Below are 24,946 nucleotides of genomic sequence, written 5' to 3' on the forward strand. Positions count from 1 at the left end.
TAATTTAGTTTAAATCGTAGGTTATCATTTCAATTAGTTCTGCATTGCTTTTAAACAATACAAATTCTCCATCATTTATATAAGATATTTTTCCTGTTTCTTCAGAAACTACTAAACAAAGAGCATCGGTTTTTTCAGTTATTCCAATGGCAGCTCTGTGACGTAATCCAAAACGTGAAGGTATGTTTTTGTTTGAAAGCGGTAAAACAATTCTAGTGGCAACAATAAAATTTTCTTTAATAATTATGGCGCCATCGTGTAACGGACTATTTTTATAAAAAATACTTTCTAAAATAGGTTTATTTACTTCAGCATTCATATGGTCTCCAGACGATTTTACAAAATCTAGGTTATTTGTACGTTCTAAAACAATTAAAGCACCAGTTTTTGTTTTTGCCATTGTTTCACAAGTTTTAACAACAGTTTCCACATCCATATTGGTGTGGATTTCGGTTTTTAGAAATTTTAATTGTTTTAAAAAATTACGTTTGTTGGCAAAGTTAGTAGAGCCAAGCATTAATAAAAATTTACGAACTTCTGGCTGAAAAACGATAAGAACAGCAATTGCACCAAGGCTTAATAAGGCTCCTAATAAGCCACTAAGCATTTTCATTTGTAACGCTTCAGTAATTTTCCAAATTAATACAATTAAGGCAATTCCTATAAAAATATTAATGGCAACTGTTCCTTTTAATAATTTATACACATAATAAAGTAGTACTGCCACTAAAACAATGTCTAAGGCATCTAAAATGGAAAAGTCTAAAAAATCGAGCATTTAATAAAATGTTTTTTGTAAAAATAGGAAAAAGATTGGATACAAAATAGTTATTCGCAGCCGCAATCTGGAACTTTATTTGGATCAAAAATAAACTCAAAATTATTAATTAATAGGTGAGGTGCTTTTAAAGATTCCATTAGAGTTCTATATTTTAAATAATCTTGGTATGCTAAATTTTGATTAAAATTTAAATGAAGCATTGTTTGTTTTCCTTCCGAAGAAAAATCAATAAAATCTATTAAAGTAGTTTTAAACTCATCATCTTCCATTTTTGCATCATTAATCCAAGTGTTGTTTGGATTAAAGGTGATGTTTATGTTGTTGTATTGTTTGTAGTTGTCGCCATTTGATTTTAGAAAGTATTTTGACAGTATACTATCGGTTTTATAGTCAATTGCATCAAATTCAAAAAAGCTTAATTTTTTTGAAATGGTGTCTGAATAACTAAAATAGTTATGCATACCTTCTTTTGAATGAACACCATTTGCGTGTTTATATTTTAATTGAGTGATGGATGGTATTATTGCTTTTAAAGGAAGACGTTTGTCAATATTATAAATCCAGTGTGTGGTGCTTATGGTGTTTTTTCGGTTAACTTTTGCAATAGTATCGTTGTTGTTAATTTCAAAAAATAACCAAACTTGAGAGTGGTTGTGTAATTCTTGAAGTCCTACAATGTTTAAAGTTGGAATTTTTATTTCCTGTTTTGAACAGCTTGCCAAAAATAGAATTGTTAAAAGGGTAAGTAGTTTTTTCATTCAATTAGTTATTTGTAAGTTCAACTATTTTTATGGCTTCAACTGCTTCTTTTACATCATGTGCACGTAAAATATTTGCACCATTTTGCAATGCAATAGTATGCGCTGAAGTTGTAGCGTTTAATGCTTTTTCTGCTGAAATTTCTAAAGGTTTGTACAGCATTGATTTTCTTGAAACACCTACAAGTGTTGGAGCGTTTAAGTTTTTAAACAGTTTTAAATTATTTAGTAATTCATAGTTATGTTCAATTGTTTTCCCAAATCCAAACCCAACATCTGTTATAATATCATGTACGCCTAATGCACGTAATTCAGCAATTTTAGCTGAAAAGTAGTGTAGTACATCTGTAATTACATTTGAGTAATTTGGGTTGTTTTGCATAGTTTGAGGAGTACCTTGCATATGCATTATAATATAAGGTACTTGCAATTTTGCAATTGTAGCAAACATGTTAGTGTCTAATTTTCCTGCGGAAATATCATTTATAATAGCAGCTCCATTTTCAATGCATTGTGATGCAATTTCGCTTCTAAAGGTATCTATTGAAATTAAAATTTCTGGGAATTCATGAACAAGTAATTTTATAACCGGGATAATTCGCTGTAATTCTTCACTTTCAGAAATGTGTTTGGCGCCTGGGCGTGATGAATATGCGCCAACATCAATAAAAGTAGCTCCATCCAATATCATTTTCTCTACTTGTGAAATAATTGCGGTTGCATTGGTGTATTTTCCACCATCAAAAAATGAATCAGGTGTTATATTTAAAATACCCATTACTTTTGGTGTGGAAAGATCAATTAGTTTTCCATTACAATTAATACTGCTCATTATTTTACAACCTTATTAATTACTTTACTAAATGTAGGAGCTTTATAATTAAGCATTTTTGAGATTAAATCGTCTACAGATTCACTTATAAGAAGCATGTCTTTGTTTGATTGTTTTAAATAACCTTCAGCAACCATAACATCTAATTGTTTTATTAAATGGTTAAAAAAACCGTTGGTGTTTAATATGCCTACAGGTTTTTGCTCAATTCCTAATTGCCCCAAAGTTAAGGCCTCAAAAATTTCATCTAATGTACCAAATCCACCCGGCAAAGCAATGTAGCCATTTACTAATTTGCTAATTTTTACTTTGCGTTTGCTCATAGTTTTAGTAACAATCATTTCTGTAATGTTTTGGTGTGCCACTTCTTCTTTTCGCAATAAACCAGGAATAACACCTATTACTTCACCTTTTTTTTCAATAATTGTATCTGCAATAACTCCCATCATTCCAATTTTACCTCCTCCGTACACCATGCCAATGTTATTTTCAGCAAAATGAAGTCCTAATTTTATGGCTTCATTTTTATAAACATCATTAAATCCTAAACTCGATCCGCAAAAAACAGCAATATTCTTCATTAATAGATAATAGATTTTTTAATTCATTAAATTTGTTCGAAATTTACGGAAATAATTAATAGTTACATGCAACAAACTTCAAAACAATACAATCAGGTTATTGAAAAATGCCGCTCATTATATATTAATAAGTTACAAGATTATGGTGCTGCGTGGCGAATTTTACGTTTACCTTCTTTAACTGATCAAATTTTTATTAAAGCACAACGCATTCGCCAACTGCAACAAAATGATACTAGAAAAGTAGATGAAGGTGAAGTTTCTGAATTTATTGGAATTATTAATTATTCAGTAATGGCTTTAATTCAATTAGAAAAAGGCGTGGTTGAACAACCCGATTTGGAAACCGAAGAGGCTATTGAGTTGTACAATAAGCACATGGCTATTACAAAAAAATTAATGGAAGATAAAAATCATGATTATGGTGAAGCTTGGCGAGATATGCGTGTAAGTTCATTAACAGATTTAATTCTTCAAAAATTATTACGTGTTAAACAAATTGAAGATAATAAAGGAAAAACAATTGTATCAGAAGGAATTGATGCAAATTATCAAGATATGATAAATTATGCTGTTTTTGCTTTAATTCACATAAACGAAGCCTAACATATTTATACATGAAAACCTTAGTATTTATTTCTCGATTTATAGTTGCGATTACTTTTATTTTTTCAGGATTTGTTAAATTGGTTGATCCTTTAGGTTCTGCTTATAAATTTCAAGAATATTTTGGTGCTGATGTTTTAAATATGGAATTTTTAATTCCGTATGCGCTTCCTTTTTCTATTTTATTAATAGTAGCAGAGATTATGCTTGGTGTTATGCTGTTAGTTGGGTATTTGCCTAAGTTTACAGCTTGGAGTCTGTTAGCAATTATTTTGGTGTTTCTATTTTTAACTTGGTATTCTGCTTATTTTGATAAAGTTACGGATTGTGGTTGTTTTGGAGATGCTGTTAAATTAACATCTTGGGGTACATTTTATAAAAATATTGTGTTGGTGTTGCTTATACTTTTACTGGTGTGGCAAGTTAAGTATATAACACCATTGTTTAGTTTAAACGTAGGTAAGTGGATTACTTTTTTATCATTCTTTGCTTTTTTATATATTACTTATCATGTATTAGTGCATTTACCAATTATAGATTTTAGACCTTATGCGGTTGGAGAAAATATTTCAGAAGGAATGGAATATAAAGGTGAGGAAGAGCCACCAATCCATGATTTTTATTTAGAATCTGTTGAAGGTGAAGATTTAACAGAAGTTATTTTATCTGAAGATAAAATAATGTTAGTAATAGCATACAATTTATCAAAAAGTGATTTGCAAGGTTTCACCGGTATTAAAAAAGTTACAGATGATGCTATAAAGGAAGGTTATACCGTTTATGGTTTATCGTCTTCTATGGATGAAGAATACCAAGAAATTAAAAATAATTTCAATTTAAATTTTGAGATGCTTTTTGGTGATGAAACAATGTTAAAAACAATTATACGATCAAATCCAGGTGTTTTAATATTAAACAATGGAACTGTAATAGGTAAATGGAGTTGGGCTGATTGTGAGAACATAAAACTTTAATGCCATGAAGCAAGCCTTACTAGTTTTTGTAGGAGGAGGTTTAGGAAGTGTTGTACGCTATTTATTGGGTAAATGGTTAAATAACATGGAAACTTCAATTCCTTATGGAACAATGTTGGCAAATATTTTAGGAAGCTTAATAATAGGTATGGTGTTTGGGTATCTTTCAAAAACATCAAATTTATCACATGCTACTACCTTATTTTTAGTAACTGGTTTTTGTGGAGGCTTTACAACTTTTGCCGCTTTTGCTTATGAAAATCATTTATTTTTAAAAAGTGGTGATTATTTATCTTTCTTACCTTATACATTTGGAACCTTATTATTAGGTTTTGTTGCTGTTTTTTTAGGTTTCTATATTTCGAAAATAGTTTAAAATTCCTCTTTTTTATTAACTAAATTAACCTTAAGCGCTTTTTCAGTTATGCTGAAGTTAATTTTATACTGTTTAGATGTTAAAATAGCATAGTAAATTTTTTTCTTGTTAATTTTTTGCCAAACTTTTTCAAAACCTCTTTTCTTTAAAATTTAATAATTATTTAAAAAATACTTAATAATTATTATACCTCTAAAAAAATAGGGGTAAAAATTAAATAAGCGTAAAAATGATATTTTCACCCCTTAAAAATTAGGGGGTAAAATATTATGTATATATATTTGACTCGAAATCAATTATAAAAATCTTTTTTATTATGAAAAAAATCGAAGCTATTATTCGAAAATCAAAATTTGAGGAAGTGAAAGACGCTTTACATCAAATCGAAGTTAATTTTTTTAGTTACTGGGATGTAACTGGTGTTGGAAATGAAAAGCAAGGACATGTTTATAGAGGTGTTAGCTATAGTACTACTGATATTCAGCGCAGGTATTTATCAATCGTGGTTTCTGATCCGTTTTTGGAAATAGCTGTAGATGCTGTTTTAAAATCTGCTTTTACAGGTTCTGTGGGTGATGGTAAAATATTTGTTTCAAATGTTGAAGAGACTTATAGAATTAGAACAAAAGAAAAAGGTATTGAAGCGGTAAAATAATTACCGAAAACTAATAAAACAATTTAAACAAAAATATTATGGAAGCTAACGCTGTTTTAGATTTAATGTGGATAGTAATCTGCGGGATTTTAGTGTTTTTTATGCAGGCTGGATTTACGCTTGTTGAGACTGGTTTTACCAGATCAAAAAACGCAGGGAATATTATAATGAAAAATATTATGGACTTGTGTATCGGTAGTATCGGTTTTTGGGCTATCGGATATACAGTTATGTACGGAGAAACTATCGGTTCTTTTATCGGTTCTCCTACTTTATTTTATGACAATACAGAAGATATGCATAACTTGTTCTTTCAAACTGTTTTTGCAGCAACAGCAGCAACTATTGTTTCTGGAGCCGTAGCAGGAAGAACAAAATTCTCAACATACATCATCTTCTCATTTATTATGACGGTAGTTATTTACCCAATTTCAGGTCACTGGGTGTGGCAAGGTGAAGGTTGGTTAACTGAACTAGGTTTTATTGATTTTGCAGGTTCAACAGTAGTGCATTCAGTTGGTGGATGGTCAGCTTTAGTTGGTGCAATTTTAGTAGGTCCAAGAATTGGAAAATATACAAATGGAGTGTCTAATGCAATTCCAGGTCATAACATACTAATTGGAGCTTTAGGGGTTTTAATCCTTTGGTTAGGTTGGTTTGGTTTTAACGCTGGTTCTGAGTTAGCAATTTCAGGTGATAGTGCTAATGCAGTTGCAGGAGTATTAATTACTACAAATTTAGCAGCAGCAGCAGGAGCTGTAACAGCAATGATTGTAACTTGGATTTCTTATGGAAAACCAGATATTTCAATGACATTGAATGGTGCTTTAGCAGGATTAGTTGCTATTACTGCAGGTTGTGCAGCGGTAAGCCCAGTAGGTGCATTAATAATAGGAATTATTGGTGGTGCTGTAATGGTATTCTCAATTGACTTTATTGATAAAAAATTAAAAATTGATGATCCAGTAGGAGCTGTTTCTGTACACGGTGTGTGTGGTGCAATTGGTACATTATTAGTAGGTGTATTTGCAACTGACGGAGGTTTACTTTACGGTGGTGGATTTGCTCAATTAGGAGTTCAAGCTATTGGAGTATTAGCTATTGGAGCTTGGGCTGTTGTAACATCATTTATTGTATTATTTACTTTAAAGAAAACAATTGGTCTTAGAGTTTCTAAAGAAGAAGAAGTAGATGGATTAGATATCCACGAACACAAATCAAACGTTTACAACTAATTAAATTTTTTAAGAACATTAATTAAATTAAAACAAGAACATAAATTATGAAAACAATTAATAAAATAGTTTTAGCATTTGCAGCGGTACTTTCAGTAGGTACTATGAGTGCACAGGAAGAGGAAGCAGCAAAGAAATTTACAGTAAGTGGTTCTGTTGATGCTTATTATCAATCATACTTATCAGCTTCAGATAATGACGGTCAGTCATTTGGAACAGCGTTTGCAGAAAATTCTGGATTTGCAGTAGGTATGGGGAACGTAGTTTTTTCTTATGAAGGGGAAAAAGTAGGTGCTGTACTTGATTTAGTTACTGGTCCAAGAGGTGCTAGTGCAACTTTTAACTCTGATATTGTTGATGGTATTGTTAATCAAGCATATGTATACTACAATGTTTCTGATAAAACAACACTTACAATGGGTAGATTTAATACATTCTTAGGATATGAAGTTATTTCTCCTGTGGCAAACTTTAACTACAGTACTTCATATTTATTCTCTAGTGGTCCTTTTTCTCACGTAGGTATAAAAGCTGACTTTGCATTATCTGATGATTTTAGTTTAATGTTAGCATTAACTAACCCTTGGGATACTAATAATACTTCATTTACTGGTGAATATGCACTTGGTGCTCAATTAGGTTACAAAGGTCAATACCTTAACTTATACTATGATAGTGGAAGTAATGATGGTTTAGGTTTTGAAATTGATTATACTGGTGGATTTGATGTTACTGATTCATTCTTCTTTGGAATCAATGCAGCATATAATGATAATGATGGGTCTGGATTCTACGGAGTTGCATTATACCCTCAGTTAGCTGCTTCTGATGCTTTTTCTGTAGGATTAAGAGGTGAGTACTTTGGATTACACGGTGATGCAAATGCTGATGAAAGTGTTTTAGGTCTTACTTTAACAGGTAGTTATAGTGTTGAAAACTTAACAATTAAGCCTGAGATCAGATTAGATTCTTGGAGTGATGCAATGCCTTATGTAGATGCAGATGGAATGGCTTCAGATAACTTATCATCTTTCTTAATTGCAGCAATTTACTCATTCTAAGAAAAATAAAGTTTTACAACATATGGAATTTGAATCTAATGATTTTTAAAACCTTAAAAATAGTATAAGATTCATATTGTTATCGATCAATTCTCATATATTAAGTTTGGTTTGCGCCCGATGGTTTTCCATCGGGCGCTTTTTTTGTATAAATATGAAATAAAATAATTTTTTATGTATTATTTAATAAACGGGGTGATTATTAAAAATAAATGTAAAAATTTAAGTTGCCCCCTCAAAAAATTAGGGGGTAATAAATAAAAAATATATTTTTGACTTTGTTTAACCAAATATTTAAGTAATTATGAAGAAAATTGAAGCGATTATTCGCAAATCTAAATTTGACGAAGTTAAAGAGGCTTTGCATGAAATTGAAGTTAACTTTTTTAGCTATTGGGATGTAACCGGAGTTGGAAATGAAAAGCAAGGTCATGTATATAGAGGCGTAAGTTATAGTACTGCTGATATCCAAAGAAGATATTTGTCAATTGTAGTTTCTGATGCTTTTTTAGAAAGAACTATAGATGCTTTACTAAAGTCTGCATATACAGGAGTTGTTGGTGATGGAAAAATATTTGTTTCAGAAATTGAAGAAACATATAGAATAAGGACAAAAGAATGTGGATCTGATTCACTTAAATAAAATTTTAAAAAATAGATAATTATATTATGGAGGCTACTTTATTTACGGTAAATAATGTATGGATGATGATATGTACAGCCTTAGTGTTTTTAATGCACTTAGGTTTTTCATTCTTAGAAATTGGATTAACACGTCAAAAAAATACGATTAACATATTGTTTAAAAATGTGTTTATCATTTCAATTGGGTTGGTGTTATACACCCTAGTTGGATTTAACTTAATGTACCCAGATTCTTTTATTGGTGGGGTAATACCTGATTATTTTTTCGACCTATTTGGCTTAAATTTACCTGAAAATGGTTTGTCAGCTGATTATGCAGATGGAGGGTATACTTATTGGACTGATTTTCTGTTTCAAGCAATGTTTGCCGCTACTGCAGCAACAATTGTTTCAGGAGCAGTTGCTGAACGTATGAAATTAGGTGCATTTATGATTTTTACATTCATTTATGTTGGTTTAATTTATCCAATTGTTGGTTCTTGGCAATGGGGTGGAGGATGGCTTTCTACGCTAGGTAATGTTGTAAATGAGGCTGGAGAAGTAGTTTCTGAAGCTGGGTTTTATGATTTTGCTGGTTCTACTTTAGTACACTCTGTTGGAGGTTGGGCTGCATTAGTAGCTGTTTGGTTATTAGGAGCTAGAATAGGTAAATTTAAAAAAGATGGATCTATTGGGGTTATTCCAGGGCATAATATGCCTTTTGCAACAGCTGGTGTATTTTTACTTTGGTTAGGTTGGTTTGGTTTCAACGGAGGTTCTGTGCTTTCTGCTGATCCAGGGAAAACATCTTTAGTATTGGTTACAACTTGTATTGCTGCTGCATCTGGTGGTTTATCTGCATTTTTAGTTTCATTATTTAAATACAAACAATATGATTTGTCAATGTTTTTAAATGGTGTATTAGGTGGTTTAGTTGGAATTACTGCTGGAGCTGATGTTATGAGTGTAACAGATTCAATTATTATTGGGTTTATTGCAGGAGCCTTAATTGTTTTAGGTGTAGCTTTAATTGATAAGATGAAATTAGATGATCCTGTAGGTGCTATTGCTGTGCACTTAATTTGTGGTGTTTGGGGAACTTTGGCTGTTGGTATTTTTGGTGAGCTTGCTGGTTGGAAACAATTTGGTTATCAAGCTATTGGTGTGTTTTCAGTTAGTGTATTTTGTTTAATTAGTGCATATGCAATTATAAAAACATTGAAAAGTACACAAGGTATACGAGTAAGTAAAGAAGAAGAGCAAGATGGATTAGATATTCACGAGCATGGAATGGATGCGTATCCTGATTTTCGTTTAAATCAGCATTAAGAATTCATTTATTCTTATAAAAAAAGGCTTCATTGTTATTTCAATGAAGCCTTTTTTTAATGGTGTTTACCATATGATTTTACACCAACCGGAATGGCAACAGGTAAGTTGTTTTCTGAAGGAGGAATAGGACAAGAATACTTATGATTGTAAGCACAATACGGATTGTATGATTTGTTAAAATCAATAATAATTGTTTTGCTTCCAGCAGAAGGAATTTCAATATCAATAAAGCGTCCACCACTATAACTTGTTTTTCCGTTAGATAAATCGTTGTATGGTACAAATAGCAAGTTTTCATGGTCTAAAGCGTTTTGAAAATTTTGACTTTCATATAAACTTAAGCTACATGTTTGACCATTTATTGTAAAGTGAGCAATTCCGTATTTTTTATACAACGGCAAACGATCTGTGGTAGTTTGCATTTCAAAAATTGGCGATTCAGGAGTTAGTTCTAGTTCAGCTTCTATTTGATATGATTTGTCAATTTCAAAAAAATCTAAAGACTTAAATGTTGGTAAATCTTCCTTTGTTAAAGGTGATTCTTCTGCATCTGCATATTGCGTATTTAATTCGTATTGAAATTGTTTAATTGATTCTTCATAAGTGTGCTTAGGTTTGCTGCAGTTGGTAATTAGTAATGCAAGTGAAATTAAAAAAAGTAAATTTTTCATTATTGAGGTTTTATAAATTTTGATAAATGCGTGTTAATTTTGGTATTCTAGTAACTTAGAAGATAAATTTTCGAACTCGTTATTAGAGACTAATTGTTCTATTTTATTGGAGTCAAAATTTCCTTTTATGTAAAAGGAATTTACGTTGTTGTTTTGATACTTGAAATAAATAAGTTCTTTTACAATACCATCTATTTCTTTCGCTGAAATGATAGTTTTTTGGTCAATTTCGGTTTTTCGTAATATATCTGTATACTTTTTATTAGTGATAGAATTGATTTCAATATTTATAAGTTCCCATTCTTCTGGACTAACATTTTTTAATGTAATATAGCTAAAATCGTTCATGTTTTTAAAAAACGAATTGGTTTCCGGAGATAACCCTCCTAAAATATTCACTAAAAATCTAGGCATTTGAAATGCTGTTGAATTCACATCGTTTTTATGTGAATTGTAAAATTGCTGGTACGTTGGGCTACAACTTGTTATTACCAAAACAAAAAGTACTAAAATGATTGATCGTTTTTTCATAAAGTATAAATTTAATACAATGAAACAAATATAAGTTACAATTTACGCTTAATTGAAATAATTTTGTAGTTTTGAGGCTTACTAAAGATAATAATGAATAATTGTAAACTATATAGAACCGTAATTAAGAAGTCTGTTAGAGACTTTGGGGTTATATATGTATTATAGTTGTTTGTAAATAAATAATATCAATTCATTTTAAACCCAGCCAAGAGCTGGGTTTTTTAATTTTATGCTATGGTAAAAAAAATAGTTAGTTCATATAAAGAATCATTTAGCGGGCTTTCAATAGAAGTTTGGTGGTTGGCCTTTATTACATTTATAAATAGAGCGGGAACTATGGTGTTGCCATTTTTGTCGTTGTATTTAACTGAAGATTTGAAATTGTCACTAAGCCAAGTTGGTTGGATTATGACAAGTTTTGGTGTTGGGTCTTTGTTAGGTTCATATTTAGGTGGTAAGCTAACAGATGCATTTGGGTTTTATAAAGTAATGATATGGAGTTTAATGCTAACTGGTTTCATGTTTATAGGTTTGCAATTTGTAACTTCATTTGAAGGGTTTGTTTTTGGTATTTTTACTACAATGGTAGTTGCAGATATTTTTAGACCTGCTATGTTTGTATCACTAAAAGCGTATAGTAAGCCTGAGAATCAAACAAGATCATTAACATTAATTCGTTTAGCTATTAATTTAGGTTTTTCTTTTGGACCATTTTTAGGTGGTTTAATTATTGCTTCACTTAATTATTCGGGTTTGTTTTGGGTAGATGGTATTACTTGTATATCTGCAGTGGTTTTAATGTTATTAGTTTTAAAACAAAAAGAATTTCATGTTAAAATTGAAAAAGACAATACCGAAATGGGAGACGATTTTAGGTCTGTTTATCATGATAAACCTTATTGGATTTTTTTGGCGGTTGTATTTTTAATGGGCTTTGTGTTTTTACAGTTGTTTACCACAATACCTCTGTATTATAAAGAAATACATGCATTGACTGAAGTGCAAATAGGATTGATAATGTCACTTAATGGTTTTTTAATTTTTTTATTAGAAATGCCTTTAATTCATTTTATTGAGCAGAAATTATTAAATAAAATGAGAATTATAACTTGGAGCTTAGTATTGTTTGCTTTGAGTTTTTTAATATTGAATGTATCTTCTTGGTTTGGTGTGTTAATAATAGGTATGCTGTTTATTACCGTTGGTGAAATGTTAGCATTTCCTTTTACTAATAATTTTGCAATGAATAGAGCTCCAAATGGCAAAGAAGGCCGTTATTTAGCATTGTACGCAATGGCTTTTTCTTTTGCGCATATTTTTAGTGCTAAAACAGGAATGGAAATTATTGATAGATTTGGCTATGAAGCCAATTGGTATTTAATGGGTGGTTTGGGTTTTGTAGCTGTTTTATTAATGATTTGGCTACAAAAATCTTTGAAAGCTACGTGATGTTATAAAGTTTCTCTCAATGTTTCACTTAAAATTGGGAGAAACTTTATTTAAAGCTTGTGAAAGCTATTTAGCTTGTTTGTAGTTTTGAATAACTTCTTGTACTTTTTTACTGTCTTCAGCAGCATTTACTTGAGCATTTTTATAGATAATTTTTCTATCCTTATCTAATACAAAAGTCCAACGTGGAGTTGTAATATTTCTTGATAATAAAAAATCTTCACCATTAATTTCACGACTTATAGATCCGCCATCTCTTGTAGGAACTCCAAATTGTTTTGAAATTTCTCCATTAGAGTCAGATAATAAAGGGAAATTTAACTGATAAGCTTCTTTAAAGTGTTTTAAGTTAGATACGTCATCACCACTAATTGCTACTATAGAAATACCTAAGTCATCAAAAGTACTTTTGTCATCTCGGTAGGCACACGCTTGTTTTGTACAACCACCTGTCATTGCAGCAGGATAAAAATAAACAACTAAAAAGTCAGTAGTAATTGTTGAAGATTCCCAAAGAGTTCCGGTATCATCTATTGCTGAAAAGTTTTCAATAGTAGTGTTTTTTTCTTGAGAAAAAATTGTTGTAGTAACAATAAAAAGGAAAAAGGTTTTTACAAATGTTTTCATAATTAATAGTTTTATGGGGCAATATTACTATATATTTTTAATCTAGTATTTGTAATTTTTATTAAAGTGTTCTTAAATTTTTCTATAAGAGAAGTACATATATTTTGTAGGTGTAAAAGCAGTTATTGTTTAATTAGCACTGAACGTTTAAAAAAAAGAGGCAATATAAATGAATTATATGCCTCTTTTTAAATGAAATGAATTGAAAATTTTTATTTCGGAATTTCGTAGTTTTCCACTACATAATCTAAATCTTTATCTCCTCTACCGCTTAAATTCACCAATATTGATTGTTTTGGGTTTTCTTTTGCCAGTTTTAAGGCGTACGCAACTGCGTGTGCACTTTCTAAAGCAGGAATAATACCTTCCATTCGGCTTAATTCAAAAAAGGCATCAATACATTCTTTGTCAGAAATACTTTCGTAGGTTACTTTGTCTAAATCTTTCAACATGCTGTGTTCTGGACCAACACCCGGATAATCTAAACCGCTTGCAATAGAATGTACTGGAGCAGGTTCTCCTTTTTCATCTTGCAGTGTGTAACATTTAAATCCGTGAATAATTCCTGGTGATCCTAAGGTCATTGTTGCCGCGTGATCTCCAAGAGTTTCAAGAGATTTTCCTGCTGGTTCAACTCCAAATAATTTGCATTCATCGTCTTCTAAAAATGCCGAAAATATTCCAATAGCGTTACTTCCTCCACCAACACAAGCAATAACATTGTCAGGAAGTTCTCCAGTCATATCAAAAAACTGATCTTTAGCTTCAATACCTACCACACGTTGAAAGTCGCGAACCATCATTGGAAATGGGTGAGGACCAACGACTGATCCAATACAGTAAATAGTATTTATAGGATCTTCTAAATATGCTCCAAAAGCACTATCAACAGCTTCTTTTAATGTTTTTAATCCGTGTGTAGCGGGTACAACAGTTGCACCTAAAATTTTCATGCGAAGTACATTTGGATATTCTTTTGCAATATCAACTTCACCCATATGAATTTCACACTCTAAACCAAAGTAAGCAGCCGCAGTGGCCAATGCAACACCGTGCTGTCCTGCACCAGTTTCAGCAATTAATTTCTTTTTGCCTAGGTGTTTTGCTAATAATGCTTCACCCATACAATGGTTTAATTTATGTGCACCTGTATGATTTAAGTCTTCTCTTTTTAAATAAATTTGACCGCCATATTTTTGAGATAATCTGTGGCAATGGTAAACAGGTGTAGGTCTTCCTTGAAAATGTTTTCTAATATCTCTAAGTTCAGAAATAAATTTATGCGATTTGCTTATTGAAAAATAAGCATCATTAATTTTTTTCATTTCTTCTTCAAGTTGCGGAGGAATAAACGCTCCACCGTATTCATTGAAAAATCCTTCTTGGTTTGGGTACTTTTTGAAATAATTTTCTGACATTTTCCTAATATTTTTATTTGTGAGCTTTAAAAGTGTATTGTATTAATAATAACTTCTAATTTAATATTTTTTTTGAATGCTATTGCAATCAAATTTAAAAATTTAGGATTTTTTAGTCTTCTATAGTTTTTGAGTTGTTGAATTGTTTTAAAACTTTATTAGCTTTTTATTAAATTCCAGGTGTTGTTGATAATTTCTAAAGTTCTTTTTTCAATTATTTTAGAGCCTGCCCACGGGTCAACTGTTTTTAATATGTTTGTTTCTTCTTCAATAAATAATTGCGAAGTTTTTAAGGAGTTTAAACGTTGTGATCCACCTAAAAAAGCTGTTAAAACATCAATAATATTAGTTGTGTTAGTGAATAGTTTTAAAGCTGATGACTGCTGGTTTTTAGGATTGAACTGTTGCATTGTTTTTGCCCAAAGTAGACGAGCAGCTCTCATTTTGGCAATATCTTCAAAATGATTTTTGCTTGTATTTAAGTTGAAAGAAATAATGTTAGCAAGGCTGTCAATTGATGTTTTGTGTGAAGTGTTTTTTTTCAAGAAAACGGCCACTGTAGTAAGTAAATTAGCCAATTCAACTTCAGAAGAAATTGTGTTTGATGGATTACTTGAAAGTATAATAGTGTTTAGTTTTGGTATACGAGAAGAGCTGTAGCTAAAAATATCATCAATACTTTCTTCGTTATTTCCAATAGCGAATAAAACACTTATTTTAAGGTTTTCATAAGGAATATTTAATTCTTTTAGACCCTTTAATAATAACGAAAGTATTGTTTGGGTATTTCCGTTTGAACTTATGGTGATGTCTAAATTTTGTAGGTTTGTATTTTTAAATAATTGTTGAATATCTTCAGTAGAATTTAAAATAATACCACCGTTCTCCGCTTTTTTTTCTGAATTAAGGTTGAAGTTAAATGTAAATGATTTTTCGCCTTTTGAAATATTATCTTTAAGAATGGCATTGCATTTTTCAGGAGAAGGTGCAGCTATAAGAATGCTATTTATAATAGGATTTTGTAAATACATACTTGCCTGAACACCTCTTAAATAAGGTGGTGTACCTGCAATAAATTCTTCGTGATCAAAATAAGTTTCTTTTTCCTTTTGAACAGCTAATTTTAAATTTGAAAAGTCTTTACGCTTCATACTTGAATTTTTTAAGCTCTAGTTTTTCAGCTAAGCGAGTTGGACTTATAGGAATAATTAGTGTTTTGTAAGGTTTTTTAGGTGTAAACGGATTTGTATTTAAAGTATGTGTGCTATTAGTTTTATTTTGAATAAACTTATTTGAGTCTAGTAAACTTAGCTCGCCAGTTTTAAATTGTTCTTGCTCTTTTAAAGCATTTTCTTTTATTTTTCGTTGAATTGTTCCAGATTTTAATTGAGATAAAAATCCGCCACTTTTTTCAATATCTTTAAAAATAGTCAACGCTTTTTCGGCTAATTGTTTGGTAATTGATTCAATAAAATAAGAATCTGTAGTTATGTCTTCTACATTTAAAGAAGAAATGTTTTTTGAGATTTCATTTAATCGCTGAAAATTATTATTGTCTTTATTGAAAAATAAAGGATTATTTGTGTGGTTTGCAATGGTGTTTGATCCACCTATAATTGCGCTCATATTTTCAGTTGTGACTCTTAATTTATTTAATTGAAAATTAAGTAATGTTTTGTTTCTTAAGCTTGGTTCGCAATAAATTTGAGCGTTTGCAGTACAGTTGTATTCATTTAAAATTAACTTGTGTAAGTATCTAAAAGCTCTAATTTTTGCTATTTCAAAAAAATAATGACTTCCAGTAGCAAAATTAAATTGGATTTTTGATGCTGTATTTGCGCCAAATTTGTGAATATATTCGTTTGCATGTGCTAGAGTATATGCAATTTGCTGAACAATATTTGCGCCAGCGTTTTGATAGATATTTGAATTTACACTTATAAAACTTTTTAAATTATTTTGTTGAAGTAGATCTTCAATAATTTTAAAATCGCTCGTTAAAGATGTGTGCCAGTTACCTGTTTCTGCTAGGTTTCCAATAATATCTATATTTAGAAAAACCGTTTCGTCTTTTAGCGTGGCAATAAGTTTATGTATAAAGTCTTCATTTAAAAATGTTAATTGAAAATGAAAATCAATGTTTTTGTTTAGTGAATTTTGAAATAATTCATCAATAACAAAAGGCTTTGTTGCCTCAAATTTTAACGCTTTTACACCATTTTTAATTGCGTTTACAGCTATTTCATTTGCAGCTTTTTCTGAAGCGATATTTATTTTTTGGCAAATTTTGAAAGTGTAAGGTGTTGTTGGAATAATTAACTTTTCAAAATTGTCTAGGTGATAAAAGGGTTTTATGGTAATGCCCTCATTTGTTTTAGTGAGTAGTGTATTACTGTAGTCGGCACCATTCAATTCAAATTGTAATTTTTGTTTCCAAGCGGCTGCAGAGCTTGGCTCAAAATCATTTGTAATAGGGTTACTCATGTTTTATGGTGTATTAAATACAATTCAAAAATAAGAAATTGAATTTTGAAAGAGAACTTAAAGTTGTGCTAATCTTTTTTTAGCGTATCGTATTGAATTAAGTAAATCTCTTCGTTTTCTTTTTTCATGTGGTACTTTTCTCTTGCGAATTTTTCTAACTCTGTTTTGTCTTCAAGTTTTTTTACCAGAAGGCTGTCTTTATAAATCTCAGATTTGTAATGATTTTTTTCGCTTATTAATTTATCAATGTCTTTGTCAAATTCTCTGTGATTAAGCCAAGAGTTTTCATCAAAAAACAGCATCCAAACAATAAAAATGGATAAAATAATAAAGTATCTATTGGTAAGAACTTTAAAAATAGGTTTATTTTTTAATTGTTTGAATGTCATAATTACAGTTTCTGGCTAATAACGGTTCTAACAATATCTACAGCTACAGTATTATAACGGTCATTAGGTATTATAATGTCAGCATAATTTTTTGTTGGTTCAATAAATTGTTGATGCATTGGTTTTAAAGTATTTTGGTAGCGCGATAATACTTCGTTTACATCGCGTCCACGTTCTTCAATATCACGTCTAACACGTCTTATCAAACGTTCATCAGCATCAGCGTGTACAAATACTTTTATGTCGCACAAATCACGTAATTCTCTACTGTTAAAAATTAAAATACCTTCAATAATTAGTACTTTTCGAGGGTGTGTAATTAGTGTGTCTTTTACACGGTCATGCGTTACAAAAGAGTATACAGGTTGCTCAATAATTTCACCATTTTTTAAATTTGTAATGTGTGATACCAATAGTTCAAAATCAATAGCTTTTGGATGGTCAAAGTTAATTTTTGTTCTTTCTTGGTATGACAAATGATGCGTTTCTTTGTAATATGAATCTTGTGATATTACACAAACTTCATCAGCAGGTAATTCATTTAAAATTTGATTTACTACAGTTGTTTTTCCACTTCCTGTTCCTCCAGCAATTCCAATAATAAGCATGTAACGTTTCGTTTAATTTCATCGCAAATTTAATCAAATATAATAGGATATGAATGATTGTAATGAAATTTAGATTTTTTTTAAATAAACAGGAGGAAGTAAACTGTTTAAAATAAAAAATCCTCTTCAAATGAAGAGGATTTTTGAGCCGATGGAGGGACTCGAACCCACGACCTGCTGATTACAAATCAGCTGCTCTAGCCAGCTGAGCTACATCGGCCTATTTTTTGCGATGCAAATTAAATTAATTTGGGATTAACTTGCAAGCTTTTTTAATTTTTTTTGTCGGGGTGGCAGGATTCGAACCTGCGGCCTCCACGTCCCAAACGTGGCGCGATAACCGGGCTACGCTACACCCCGAATGATTTTCGGTTTGCAAATATAAAACTAAAAAAACATTCTGCAAGTAATTATTCAAAAATTAATTTGTAGGGTCTTTCAACAGCTTCTTTCAACTCATAAACACCTATATTTCTACTTTTTCTAACGGTTTCTTTTCCGTCGTAAAACACTAAAATTGTGGGTTCTACAAAAGCGTTGAAAAAAGCAGCTATTTCAGGAGAAGTATTCAAATCTACAGTAAACATTTTTATTTTTGGAAATGAAGAAAGCACTAATTCTTCTACTTTTGGTAAAAAAGCTTCACCAACACTGCAGCTTTGTGTGTTAAAATAAACCAATACTGCTGGGTTTGCTGCAATTAAGTTTTGAATTTCTTCTAAATGTATTATTTGTTTGGTAATCATTTTTATTAATTTATAAGGTGTAAAAGTAGATGTAATCAAAAAGATAAATGTAACTATAATTACACGATTGTATCTATTGTTCTTTCTTATAATTGTATTGTGAAAAATTATAAACAATAGTGTTTAGTTCTTAATTTTTCATATAAATTTGTTTATTATTAAATCAAAATATAAATACAATGTCTGATACAATTGAAAGAATAAAATGTTTAATTATTGGTTCAGGGCCTGCAGGTTATACTGCTGCCATATATGCTTCAAGAGCAGATTTAAAACCAGTTATGTATACAGGAATGCAAATGGGAGGTCAATTAACAACAACTACTGAGGTTGATAATTTCCCGGGATATCCAAATGGAACTGATGGAACTGCAATGATGGAAGATTTAAAAAAACAGGCAGAGCGTTTTGGAACTGAAGTTAGATTTGGTTTAGCTACTAAAATTGATTTTAGTAATGAAGTTGGAGGTATTCATAAAGTTACTATTGATGAAACTACAATAATTGAAGCTGAAACTATTATTGTTTCAACAGGAGCAACTGCAAAATATTTAGGATTAGATAGTGAACAACGTTTAATTGGTGGAGGTGTTTCAGCTTGTGCTACTTGCGATGGTTTCTTTTATAAAGGACAAGACGTAATTGTTGTTGGTGCTGGAGATACTGCGGCTGAAGAAGCAACATATTTATCTAACATTTGTAATAAAGTTACATTGTTAGTTCGTAAAGATTATATGAGAGCTTCAAAAGCAATGCAACACAGAGTTGATAAAACTCCAAATATTGAAGTGAAATTTAATACTGAAATTGATGAGGTTTTAGGTGAAAATGTTGTTGAAGGAGTGAGAGCTGTAAATAATCAAACTGGTGAGAAAGAAGTAATTGATGTTACTGGAGTTTTTATAGCTATTGGTCATAAACCAAATACTGATATTTTTAAAGGTTCTTTAGATATGGATGAAACCGGTTATTTAATAACAAAAGGAAAATCAACAAAAACAAATCTTCCTGGTGTTTTTGCGGCAGGAGATGTTCAAGATAAAGAATATAGACAAGCCGTAACTGCTGCCGGAACCGGTTGTATGGCTGCTTTAGATGCTGAACGTTATTTAGGATCTCTTGAATAAATAAAAAAATGAATTTAAAAGCTCAAGTTTAACTTGAGCTTTTTTTTTGATAAAAATAAGAGACTATATTTGCTTATTTTTAATATTTATGTGTAATTTTTACGGGTTTATGTGTAATTATGCACATTCAATCGCTTTCGTTAATTCGAAAAATAAATGACGGTCTTGTACAAATAACTGTTTAATTTTGTACTTTAAAATTTAATATATGAATTTGTTATCAAACAGCTATTTTGTTCTGTTTTTAATTATTGCAATTGGTTTTATTATAGGTAGAATTAAGATAAAAGGAATTTCATTAGATGTTTCAGCAGTTATTTTTGTTGCATTGGTTTTTGGCCATTATGGATATCAAATTCCGAAGGATTTTCAATATTTAGGATTGGTACTTTTTATTTTTACTATTGGAATTCAAGCCGGCCCCAGTTTTTTTGAATCATTCAAGCAAAATGGTAGGCAATTAGCATTATTAGCCACCGTTTTAATTATTAGCGCGGGAGTACTTACATTTTGCGTGTATTATTTTGGCGGTATAGATAAAAGTTTAACAATAGGTTTGTTAAACGGTTCTCTAACAAGTACACCTGGTTTAGCTGCAGCAATTGATACTACAGGATCTCCTATGGCTTCAATTGGTTATGGTATTGGTTATCCGTTTGGTGTAATTGGTGTTATACTTTTTGTAAGCTTAATGCCTAAATTTATTAGAGTAAAGGTAGCAGAGGAAGAAAAAAAATACAATGCTGAAATTGCCTTAGAGCACCCAGAGATTTTAAGAAAATATTACGTTGTTGAAAATGAAAATGTGATTGGTAAAAGTTTAGGTGAATTAAACATTCGTTTTATGACCAAGGCGGTTATTTCAAGGGTAATGCATAAAAATACAGTAATAGCTCCTTCAAAAGGTTTGGTGTTGAGAAAAGGTGATATTATTAAAGCAGTTGGAACTTCTGATGCTTTAGAGAGAGTAAATATTTTGGTTGGCCCTGAATCAGACGAGGCAATTCCTTCAGATAAAAATTATGAAGTTCGTTCAGTTTTAGTTACAAACAAAGATGTAGTTAAGAAAACCTTGGGACAGTTAAATATTTTAAATACCTACAATGCTACGGTTACTAGAATTAGAAGATCGGGTATTAATATTTCTCCAACGCCAGCTTCAAAATTACAGTTTGGTGATAAGTTAGTAGTTGTTTGTAACCAAGGAAATATGAAAAACGTGAGTCGTATTTTTGGAGACGATGATCGTAAGCTTTCAAGTACCGACTTTTTCCCTATTGCTGCTGGTATTTTACTAGGTATATTAGTAGGTAAATTAAGTATTAGTTTTGGAAGTTTTACGTTTAGTCTTGGTTTAACCGGAGGAATTTTATTAGTTGGTTTAATTTTAGGTCGTACTGGTAAAACAGGACCTATTATGTGGACAATGACTGGAGCTGCCAATCAATTATTACGTCAGTTTGGTTTGTTATTTTTCTTAGCTGCAGTTGGTACAAGTGCAGGTTCAAGCTTAATGACAACGTTTAATGAATATGGAATGGAATTGTTTGGGTACGGTATTATAATAACTTTGTTTCCAATGATTTTAGCAACCATTGTTGGGCGTTATTTTATGAAAATGAATTTGTTAACCTTGTTAGGAACTCTTACAGGAAGTATGACAAGTACACCAGGTTTAGCTGCGGTAGATAATATGGTAGATACAGACGCTCCTGCTGTTGCCTATGCGACAGTATATCCTATTGCTATGGTACTTTTAATAATTGTAGTTCAAATTTTGAGTTTACTTTAAAGTATATAAGAATTACTTATTGATTTGTTTTTCTTAAATAATTTTGAATGAATAATTTGCATAATCAAAAATCTATGCTAAATTTGTCAACAAATGAAGAATAATACATTAAATATGAATTGGTGGTGGAACTCTCTTATGCAATAAGCGAGAAGCAACCTATATATATTTAATTAACAATATAAACAAAAGGACTTATCTCGTGATAAGTCCTTTTTTATTGAAAAGATATGAAGAAATTAAAGTTTAAAACAATTTCAAAACAACAATTGGCAGATACAATTACTCCTGTAGGAATGTATTCTAAAATTAGAGATAAATATGCCAATAGTTTGTTGTTAGAAAGTTCAGACTACCATAGTAAAGAAGAAAGTTTTACATTTATTTGTGCAGAGCCTATTGTTACCTTAAAAGCTGATAAAAATAAGTTTACGTATAGTTACAAAGGTAAAGAGTTAGATGCTAAAGAAATAAATAGAGATTTTTATACCATTTTTGATACCTATAAAAATACGGTTGATGTAACTTGCGATGAACGTATAAAAGCATTTAATGGTTTTTATGGATACCTTTCTTACAATTCAATTCAGTATTTTGAAACAATAAAATTAAAGGCTGAAGAAGCGGCTTCTGAAATTCCAGATTTACAATTTAGTTTCTTTCGTTTTATTATTGCAATCAATCATTTTAATGATGAATTAACCTTGATTGAAAATCTTGAAGAAGGTGAAGAGTCAAGAATTGAAGAAATTCAAACTTTAATAAATGCAAGAACTTACGGACTGTATAAATTTGAAATTAAAGGAGAAGAATCTTCAAACTGTACAGACGAGTATTTTAAAAATAATGTTGCCAAAGCAAAACAACATTGTAAAAGAGGCGATGTTTTTCAAATAGTACTGTCACGTCAGTTTCAGCAATCATTTTCAGGAGACGATTTTAACGTTTACAGAGCCTTACGTTCTATAAACCCGTCACCATATTTGTTCTATTTTGACTATGGAAGTTTTAAACTTATGGGATCTTCACCTGAAGCTCAAATTAAAATAGATTCAGAAAAAGCAATTATAAACCCAATTGCCGGAACATTTAGAAGAACCGGTGATATGGCCAAAGATATTTTGTTAGGAGAGAAATTATCTAACGACCAAAAGGAAACTGCTGAACACGTAATGTTGGTAGATTTGGCGCGTAATGATTTAAGTAAACACGCAAGTAATGTAAATGTAGAAGTGTTTAAAGAAGTGCAATATTTTAGTCACGTTATTCATTTAGTTTCAACGGTTCAAGGGCAACCAAAAGGAAAAGCTATAGAGATTGTTGGAGACACATTTCCGGCAGGAACTTTAAGTGGTGCTCCAAAATTTAAAGCAATGGAATTAATTGATACCTACGAAAATCAAACACGTGGTTTTTACGGAGGAGCTGTTGGTTTTATAGGCCTAGATAATAGCGTGAATTTGGCCATTGCTATTCGTTCTTTTGTTAGCAAACAAAATACGTTATACTACCAAGCAGGAGCAGGAATTGTAATGAAATCAACTGAAGAAGGAGAGTTGCAAGAAGTAAATAATAAGTTAGCTGCTTTGAAAAAAGCATTAACCATAGCAGAAAATATTTAAACTATGAAGATTTTAATATTAGATAATTACGATTCATTTACATACAACCTAGTTCATATGGTTGAAGATATAACTGGCGAATATCCGGCAGTTTTTAGAAATGATGAAATTTCATTAGAAGCTATCAATGCCTACGATGCTATTATTTTATCTCCAGGTCCGGGAATTCCTGACGAAGCTGGAATTTTAAAAGAAACCATTAAAACATACGTAGGTATTAAACCAATTTTTGGGGTATGTTTGGGTTTACAAGCAATTACTGAAGTTTTTGGAGGAAGTTTAGAAAATATGGATGAAGTATTTCACGGTGTTGCAACAACTATGAATATTACTAAAAAAGATGCGGTAATTTATAAGGATTTTCCGGCAGAGTTTGATGCCGCTCGTTACCATTCATGGATGGCTTCAAAAAAAGATTTTCCTGCAGAATTAGAAGTAACATCAGTTGATGAATTTGGAGATATAATGAGTCTTCAACATAAAACGTTTAACATTAGTGCAGTACAGTTTCATCCAGAATCTATTTTAACACCAACAGGTGAAAAAATGGTACGTAATTTTATTGATGCTTGTAAATAAAAAATGTTTTGGTCGCTGAGCGGAGTCGAAGTGACAATTGATTGAAAGGATTTCGACTTCTTTCAATCACCAAATTCATAAAAGAAAATAAATGAAAAATATACTAAATAAATTATTTCAACAACAGCGCTTAACCCAGCAGGAAGCTAAGGCAATATTAATTGATATTGCGGCTGAAAAGTTTAACAACGCTCAAATTACATCGTTTTTAACAGTGTTTTTAATGCGACCAATTGCCGTTGCTGAGCTAGCCGGTTTTAGAGAAGCGTTATTAGAGTTAGCGGTAAAAGTTGATTTGTCTGATTTTAATACAATTGATTTATGTGGTACAGGAGGTGATGGAAAAGACACGTTTAATATTTCAACTCTTACATCTTTTATTGTTGCGGGTACAGGAAATAAAGTTGCTAAACACGGAAATTATAGTTCGTCATCAATAAGTGGATCTTCAAATGTATTAGAGTTTTTGGGATATAAATTTACCAATAATGAAGATGTTTTAAAACGTCAAATTGAGTCTGCAAATATTTGTTTTTTACACGCTCCATTGTTTCATCCAGCAATGAAAGCAGTTGGTCCTGTACGTAGAGAATTAGGGATGAAAACCTTTTTTAATATGTTAGGCCCGTTGGTAAATCCAAGTAGTCCGCAAAACCAAATGGTTGGTGTATATAATTTAGAAGTTGCCAGAATTTACAATTATTTATTACAAGAAACCTCTCAAAATTATGGAATAGTACATAGTTTAGATGGCTACGATGAAATTTCACTAACTAGCGGATTTAAGTTATTTACAAAAAATAGTGAAGCATTAATTACACCAGAAAGCTTAGGATTGAAAAGGTTAGCACAAGCTGATATTTATGGAGGAAATTCGGTAGAAGCATCTGCAAAAATATTTACTTCAATAATAGATGGAAAAGGTACAGAAGCTCAAAACAATGCAGTGCTTACAAATGCTGCGTTTGCGTTAAAAACGTTTGATGCTAATAAGTCTTTTGAAACGGCTTTTGAAGAAGTAAAAGAGTCATTATTTGGATTAAAAGCAAAGGAAAGTTTAAAGAAATTAGTAAGTTAAATTGTTA

Annotated in this window: 27 protein-coding genes and 2 tRNA genes; 14 read left to right on the top strand and 15 right to left on the bottom strand. The window is 30.9% G+C overall.

Annotated features, from left to right (window positions below; translation table 11 throughout):
* Nucleotides 1-4: 4 nt before the first annotated feature.
* From cdaA to ACFQ5N_RS06510, 4 genes are read right to left on the bottom strand one after another with little or no spacing between them, the layout of a single operon-like run.
* Nucleotides 5-778 carry a diadenylate cyclase CdaA gene (gene cdaA / locus ACFQ5N_RS06495; protein ID WP_386808679.1) on the bottom strand — a complete coding sequence of 258 codons (774 nt, stop codon included), beginning with the start codon at nt 776-778 and terminating at the stop codon, nt 5-7.
* Nucleotides 779-828: 50 nt separating this feature from the next.
* The gene (locus ACFQ5N_RS06500) at nt 829-1,539 is read right to left on the bottom strand and encodes a hypothetical protein (RefSeq protein WP_386808680.1); all 711 of its coding nucleotides are present in this window, start codon (nt 1,537-1,539) and stop codon (nt 829-831) included.
* A 4-nt stretch (nt 1,540-1,543) separates the two neighbouring features.
* Nucleotides 1,544-2,371: a dihydropteroate synthase gene (folP, locus tag ACFQ5N_RS06505; protein ID WP_386808681.1), complete on the bottom strand. Its 828-nt coding sequence runs from the start codon at nt 2,369-2,371 to the stop codon at nt 1,544-1,546.
* A complete protein-coding gene (locus ACFQ5N_RS06510) occupies nt 2,371-2,952 on the bottom strand; it encodes an LOG family protein (protein ID WP_386808682.1) in 582 nt (193 codons plus the stop codon). The genes folP and ACFQ5N_RS06510 overlap by 1 nt, the downstream gene beginning before the upstream one ends.
* 66 nt (nt 2,953-3,018) lie before the next feature.
* On the opposite strand from ACFQ5N_RS06510, the gene ACFQ5N_RS06515 reads away from it, so the two are divergent.
* The 8 genes from ACFQ5N_RS06515 to ACFQ5N_RS06550 all read left to right on the top strand — a co-directional run bounded on the left by ACFQ5N_RS06515 (nt 3,019) and on the right by ACFQ5N_RS06550 (nt 9,812).
* On the top strand, nt 3,019-3,558 hold the full coding sequence (locus tag ACFQ5N_RS06515) for a DUF1599 domain-containing protein (protein WP_386808683.1): 540 nt from the start codon (nt 3,019-3,021) through the stop codon (nt 3,556-3,558).
* 11 nt (nt 3,559-3,569) lie between these two features.
* The gene (locus ACFQ5N_RS06520) at nt 3,570-4,532 is read left to right on the top strand and encodes a BT_3928 family protein (protein ID WP_386808684.1); all 963 of its coding nucleotides are present in this window, start codon (nt 3,570-3,572) and stop codon (nt 4,530-4,532) included.
* 4 nt (nt 4,533-4,536) lie between these two features.
* Nucleotides 4,537-4,908, top strand: coding sequence for a fluoride efflux transporter CrcB (gene crcB, locus ACFQ5N_RS06525; protein WP_386808685.1), 372 nt, complete (start codon nt 4,537-4,539; stop codon nt 4,906-4,908).
* 316 nt (nt 4,909-5,224) lie between these two features.
* The gene (locus ACFQ5N_RS06530) at nt 5,225-5,563 is read left to right on the top strand and encodes a P-II family nitrogen regulator (RefSeq protein ID WP_386808686.1); all 339 of its coding nucleotides are present in this window, start codon (nt 5,225-5,227) and stop codon (nt 5,561-5,563) included.
* 38 nt (nt 5,564-5,601) lie between these two features.
* Nucleotides 5,602-6,798 (top strand): ammonium transporter, encoded by a 1,197-nt coding sequence (locus tag ACFQ5N_RS06535; RefSeq protein WP_386808687.1) that lies wholly within the window; start codon nt 5,602-5,604, stop codon nt 6,796-6,798.
* A gap of 47 nt (nt 6,799-6,845) precedes the next feature.
* The gene (locus ACFQ5N_RS06540) at nt 6,846-7,859 is read left to right on the top strand and encodes an outer membrane beta-barrel protein (RefSeq protein ID WP_386808688.1); all 1,014 of its coding nucleotides are present in this window, start codon (nt 6,846-6,848) and stop codon (nt 7,857-7,859) included.
* Nucleotides 7,860-8,163: 304 nt separating this feature from the next.
* Nucleotides 8,164-8,502 carry a P-II family nitrogen regulator gene (locus tag ACFQ5N_RS06545; RefSeq protein WP_386808689.1) on the top strand — a complete coding sequence of 113 codons (339 nt, stop codon included), beginning with the start codon at nt 8,164-8,166 and terminating at the stop codon, nt 8,500-8,502.
* A gap of 26 nt (nt 8,503-8,528) precedes the next feature.
* Entirely contained in the window at nt 8,529-9,812 is a 1,284-nt protein-coding gene (locus ACFQ5N_RS06550; RefSeq protein WP_386808690.1) for an ammonium transporter, read from the top strand.
* Between the two features lie 56 nt (nt 9,813-9,868).
* Here the strand turns inward: ACFQ5N_RS06550 and ACFQ5N_RS06555 are convergent, their stop codons facing one another.
* Both ACFQ5N_RS06555 and ACFQ5N_RS06560 read right to left on the bottom strand, forming a co-directional pair.
* Nucleotides 9,869-10,486, bottom strand: a complete 618-nt coding sequence (locus tag ACFQ5N_RS06555) for a DUF1684 domain-containing protein (protein ID WP_386808691.1) — start codon at nt 10,484-10,486, stop codon at nt 9,869-9,871.
* A gap of 33 nt (nt 10,487-10,519) precedes the next feature.
* A complete protein-coding gene (locus ACFQ5N_RS06560) occupies nt 10,520-11,017 on the bottom strand; it encodes a DUF4252 domain-containing protein (protein WP_386808692.1) in 498 nt (165 codons plus the stop codon).
* Nucleotides 11,018-11,254: 237 nt separating this feature from the next.
* Between ACFQ5N_RS06560 and ACFQ5N_RS06565 the strand changes: the two genes are divergently transcribed.
* Nucleotides 11,255-12,469 (top strand): MDR family MFS transporter, encoded by a 1,215-nt coding sequence (locus ACFQ5N_RS06565; RefSeq protein WP_386808693.1) that lies wholly within the window; start codon nt 11,255-11,257, stop codon nt 12,467-12,469.
* A 66-nt stretch (nt 12,470-12,535) separates the two neighbouring features.
* Here ACFQ5N_RS06565 and ACFQ5N_RS06570 read toward each other — a convergent pair whose 3' ends face one another.
* The 9 genes from ACFQ5N_RS06570 to ACFQ5N_RS06610 all read right to left on the bottom strand — a co-directional run bounded on the left by ACFQ5N_RS06570 (nt 12,536) and on the right by ACFQ5N_RS06610 (nt 18,741).
* A complete protein-coding gene (locus tag ACFQ5N_RS06570) occupies nt 12,536-13,096 on the bottom strand; it encodes a peroxiredoxin (protein ID WP_386808694.1) in 561 nt (186 codons plus the stop codon).
* Between the two features lie 212 nt (nt 13,097-13,308).
* Entirely contained in the window at nt 13,309-14,514 is a 1,206-nt protein-coding gene (gene trpB, locus ACFQ5N_RS06575) for a tryptophan synthase subunit beta (protein WP_386808695.1), read from the bottom strand.
* A 158-nt stretch (nt 14,515-14,672) separates the two neighbouring features.
* Nucleotides 14,673-15,665 (bottom strand): methylmalonyl-CoA mutase family protein, encoded by a 993-nt coding sequence (locus tag ACFQ5N_RS06580; protein WP_386808696.1) that lies wholly within the window; start codon nt 15,663-15,665, stop codon nt 14,673-14,675.
* Nucleotides 15,655-16,998: a methylmalonyl-CoA mutase family protein gene (locus tag ACFQ5N_RS06585; RefSeq protein WP_386808697.1), complete on the bottom strand. Its 1,344-nt coding sequence runs from the start codon at nt 16,996-16,998 to the stop codon at nt 15,655-15,657. Before ACFQ5N_RS06585 ends, ACFQ5N_RS06580 begins: the two co-directional genes overlap by 11 nt.
* A 68-nt stretch (nt 16,999-17,066) precedes the next feature.
* Complete coding sequence (locus tag ACFQ5N_RS06590) at nt 17,067-17,387, bottom strand: FtsB family cell division protein (RefSeq protein ID WP_386808698.1); 321 nt, start codon at nt 17,385-17,387, stop codon at nt 17,067-17,069.
* A gap of 2 nt (nt 17,388-17,389) precedes the next feature.
* The gene (gene udk / locus ACFQ5N_RS06595) at nt 17,390-17,995 is read right to left on the bottom strand and encodes a uridine kinase (RefSeq protein ID WP_386808699.1); all 606 of its coding nucleotides are present in this window, start codon (nt 17,993-17,995) and stop codon (nt 17,390-17,392) included.
* Between the two features lie 146 nt (nt 17,996-18,141).
* A tRNA-Thr gene (locus ACFQ5N_RS06600) sits at nt 18,142-18,215 on the bottom strand.
* Between the two features lie 65 nt (nt 18,216-18,280).
* Nucleotides 18,281-18,355, bottom strand: a tRNA-Pro gene (locus tag ACFQ5N_RS06605).
* 50 nt (nt 18,356-18,405) lie between these two features.
* Nucleotides 18,406-18,741 (bottom strand): thioredoxin family protein, encoded by a 336-nt coding sequence (locus tag ACFQ5N_RS06610; protein ID WP_386808700.1) that lies wholly within the window; start codon nt 18,739-18,741, stop codon nt 18,406-18,408.
* Nucleotides 18,742-18,920: 179 nt separating this feature from the next.
* Between ACFQ5N_RS06610 and trxB the strand changes: the two genes are divergently transcribed.
* From trxB to trpD, 5 genes are all read left to right on the top strand, one after another.
* Nucleotides 18,921-19,868, top strand: a complete 948-nt coding sequence (gene trxB, locus ACFQ5N_RS06615) for a thioredoxin-disulfide reductase (protein WP_386808701.1) — start codon at nt 18,921-18,923, stop codon at nt 19,866-19,868.
* Nucleotides 19,869-20,076: 208 nt separating this feature from the next.
* On the top strand, nt 20,077-21,660 hold the full coding sequence (locus ACFQ5N_RS06620) for an aspartate:alanine exchanger family transporter (protein ID WP_386808702.1): 1,584 nt from the start codon (nt 20,077-20,079) through the stop codon (nt 21,658-21,660).
* A gap of 230 nt (nt 21,661-21,890) precedes the next feature.
* Nucleotides 21,891-23,282 carry an anthranilate synthase component I family protein gene (locus ACFQ5N_RS06625; protein ID WP_386808703.1) on the top strand — a complete coding sequence of 464 codons (1,392 nt, stop codon included), beginning with the start codon at nt 21,891-21,893 and terminating at the stop codon, nt 23,280-23,282.
* Nucleotides 23,283-23,285: 3 nt separating this feature from the next.
* Nucleotides 23,286-23,861, top strand: coding sequence for an anthranilate synthase component II (locus ACFQ5N_RS06630; protein WP_386808704.1), 576 nt, complete (start codon nt 23,286-23,288; stop codon nt 23,859-23,861).
* Nucleotides 23,862-23,952: 91 nt separating this feature from the next.
* Nucleotides 23,953-24,939: an anthranilate phosphoribosyltransferase gene (gene trpD / locus ACFQ5N_RS06635; RefSeq protein ID WP_386808705.1), complete on the top strand. Its 987-nt coding sequence runs from the start codon at nt 23,953-23,955 to the stop codon at nt 24,937-24,939.
* The last annotated feature ends 7 nt before the right edge of the window (nt 24,940-24,946 follow it).

Source organism: Lutibacter holmesii, assembly GCF_042679665.1.
In the GTDB taxonomy this organism is placed as follows: domain Bacteria; phylum Bacteroidota; class Bacteroidia; order Flavobacteriales; family Flavobacteriaceae; genus Lutibacter; species Lutibacter holmesii.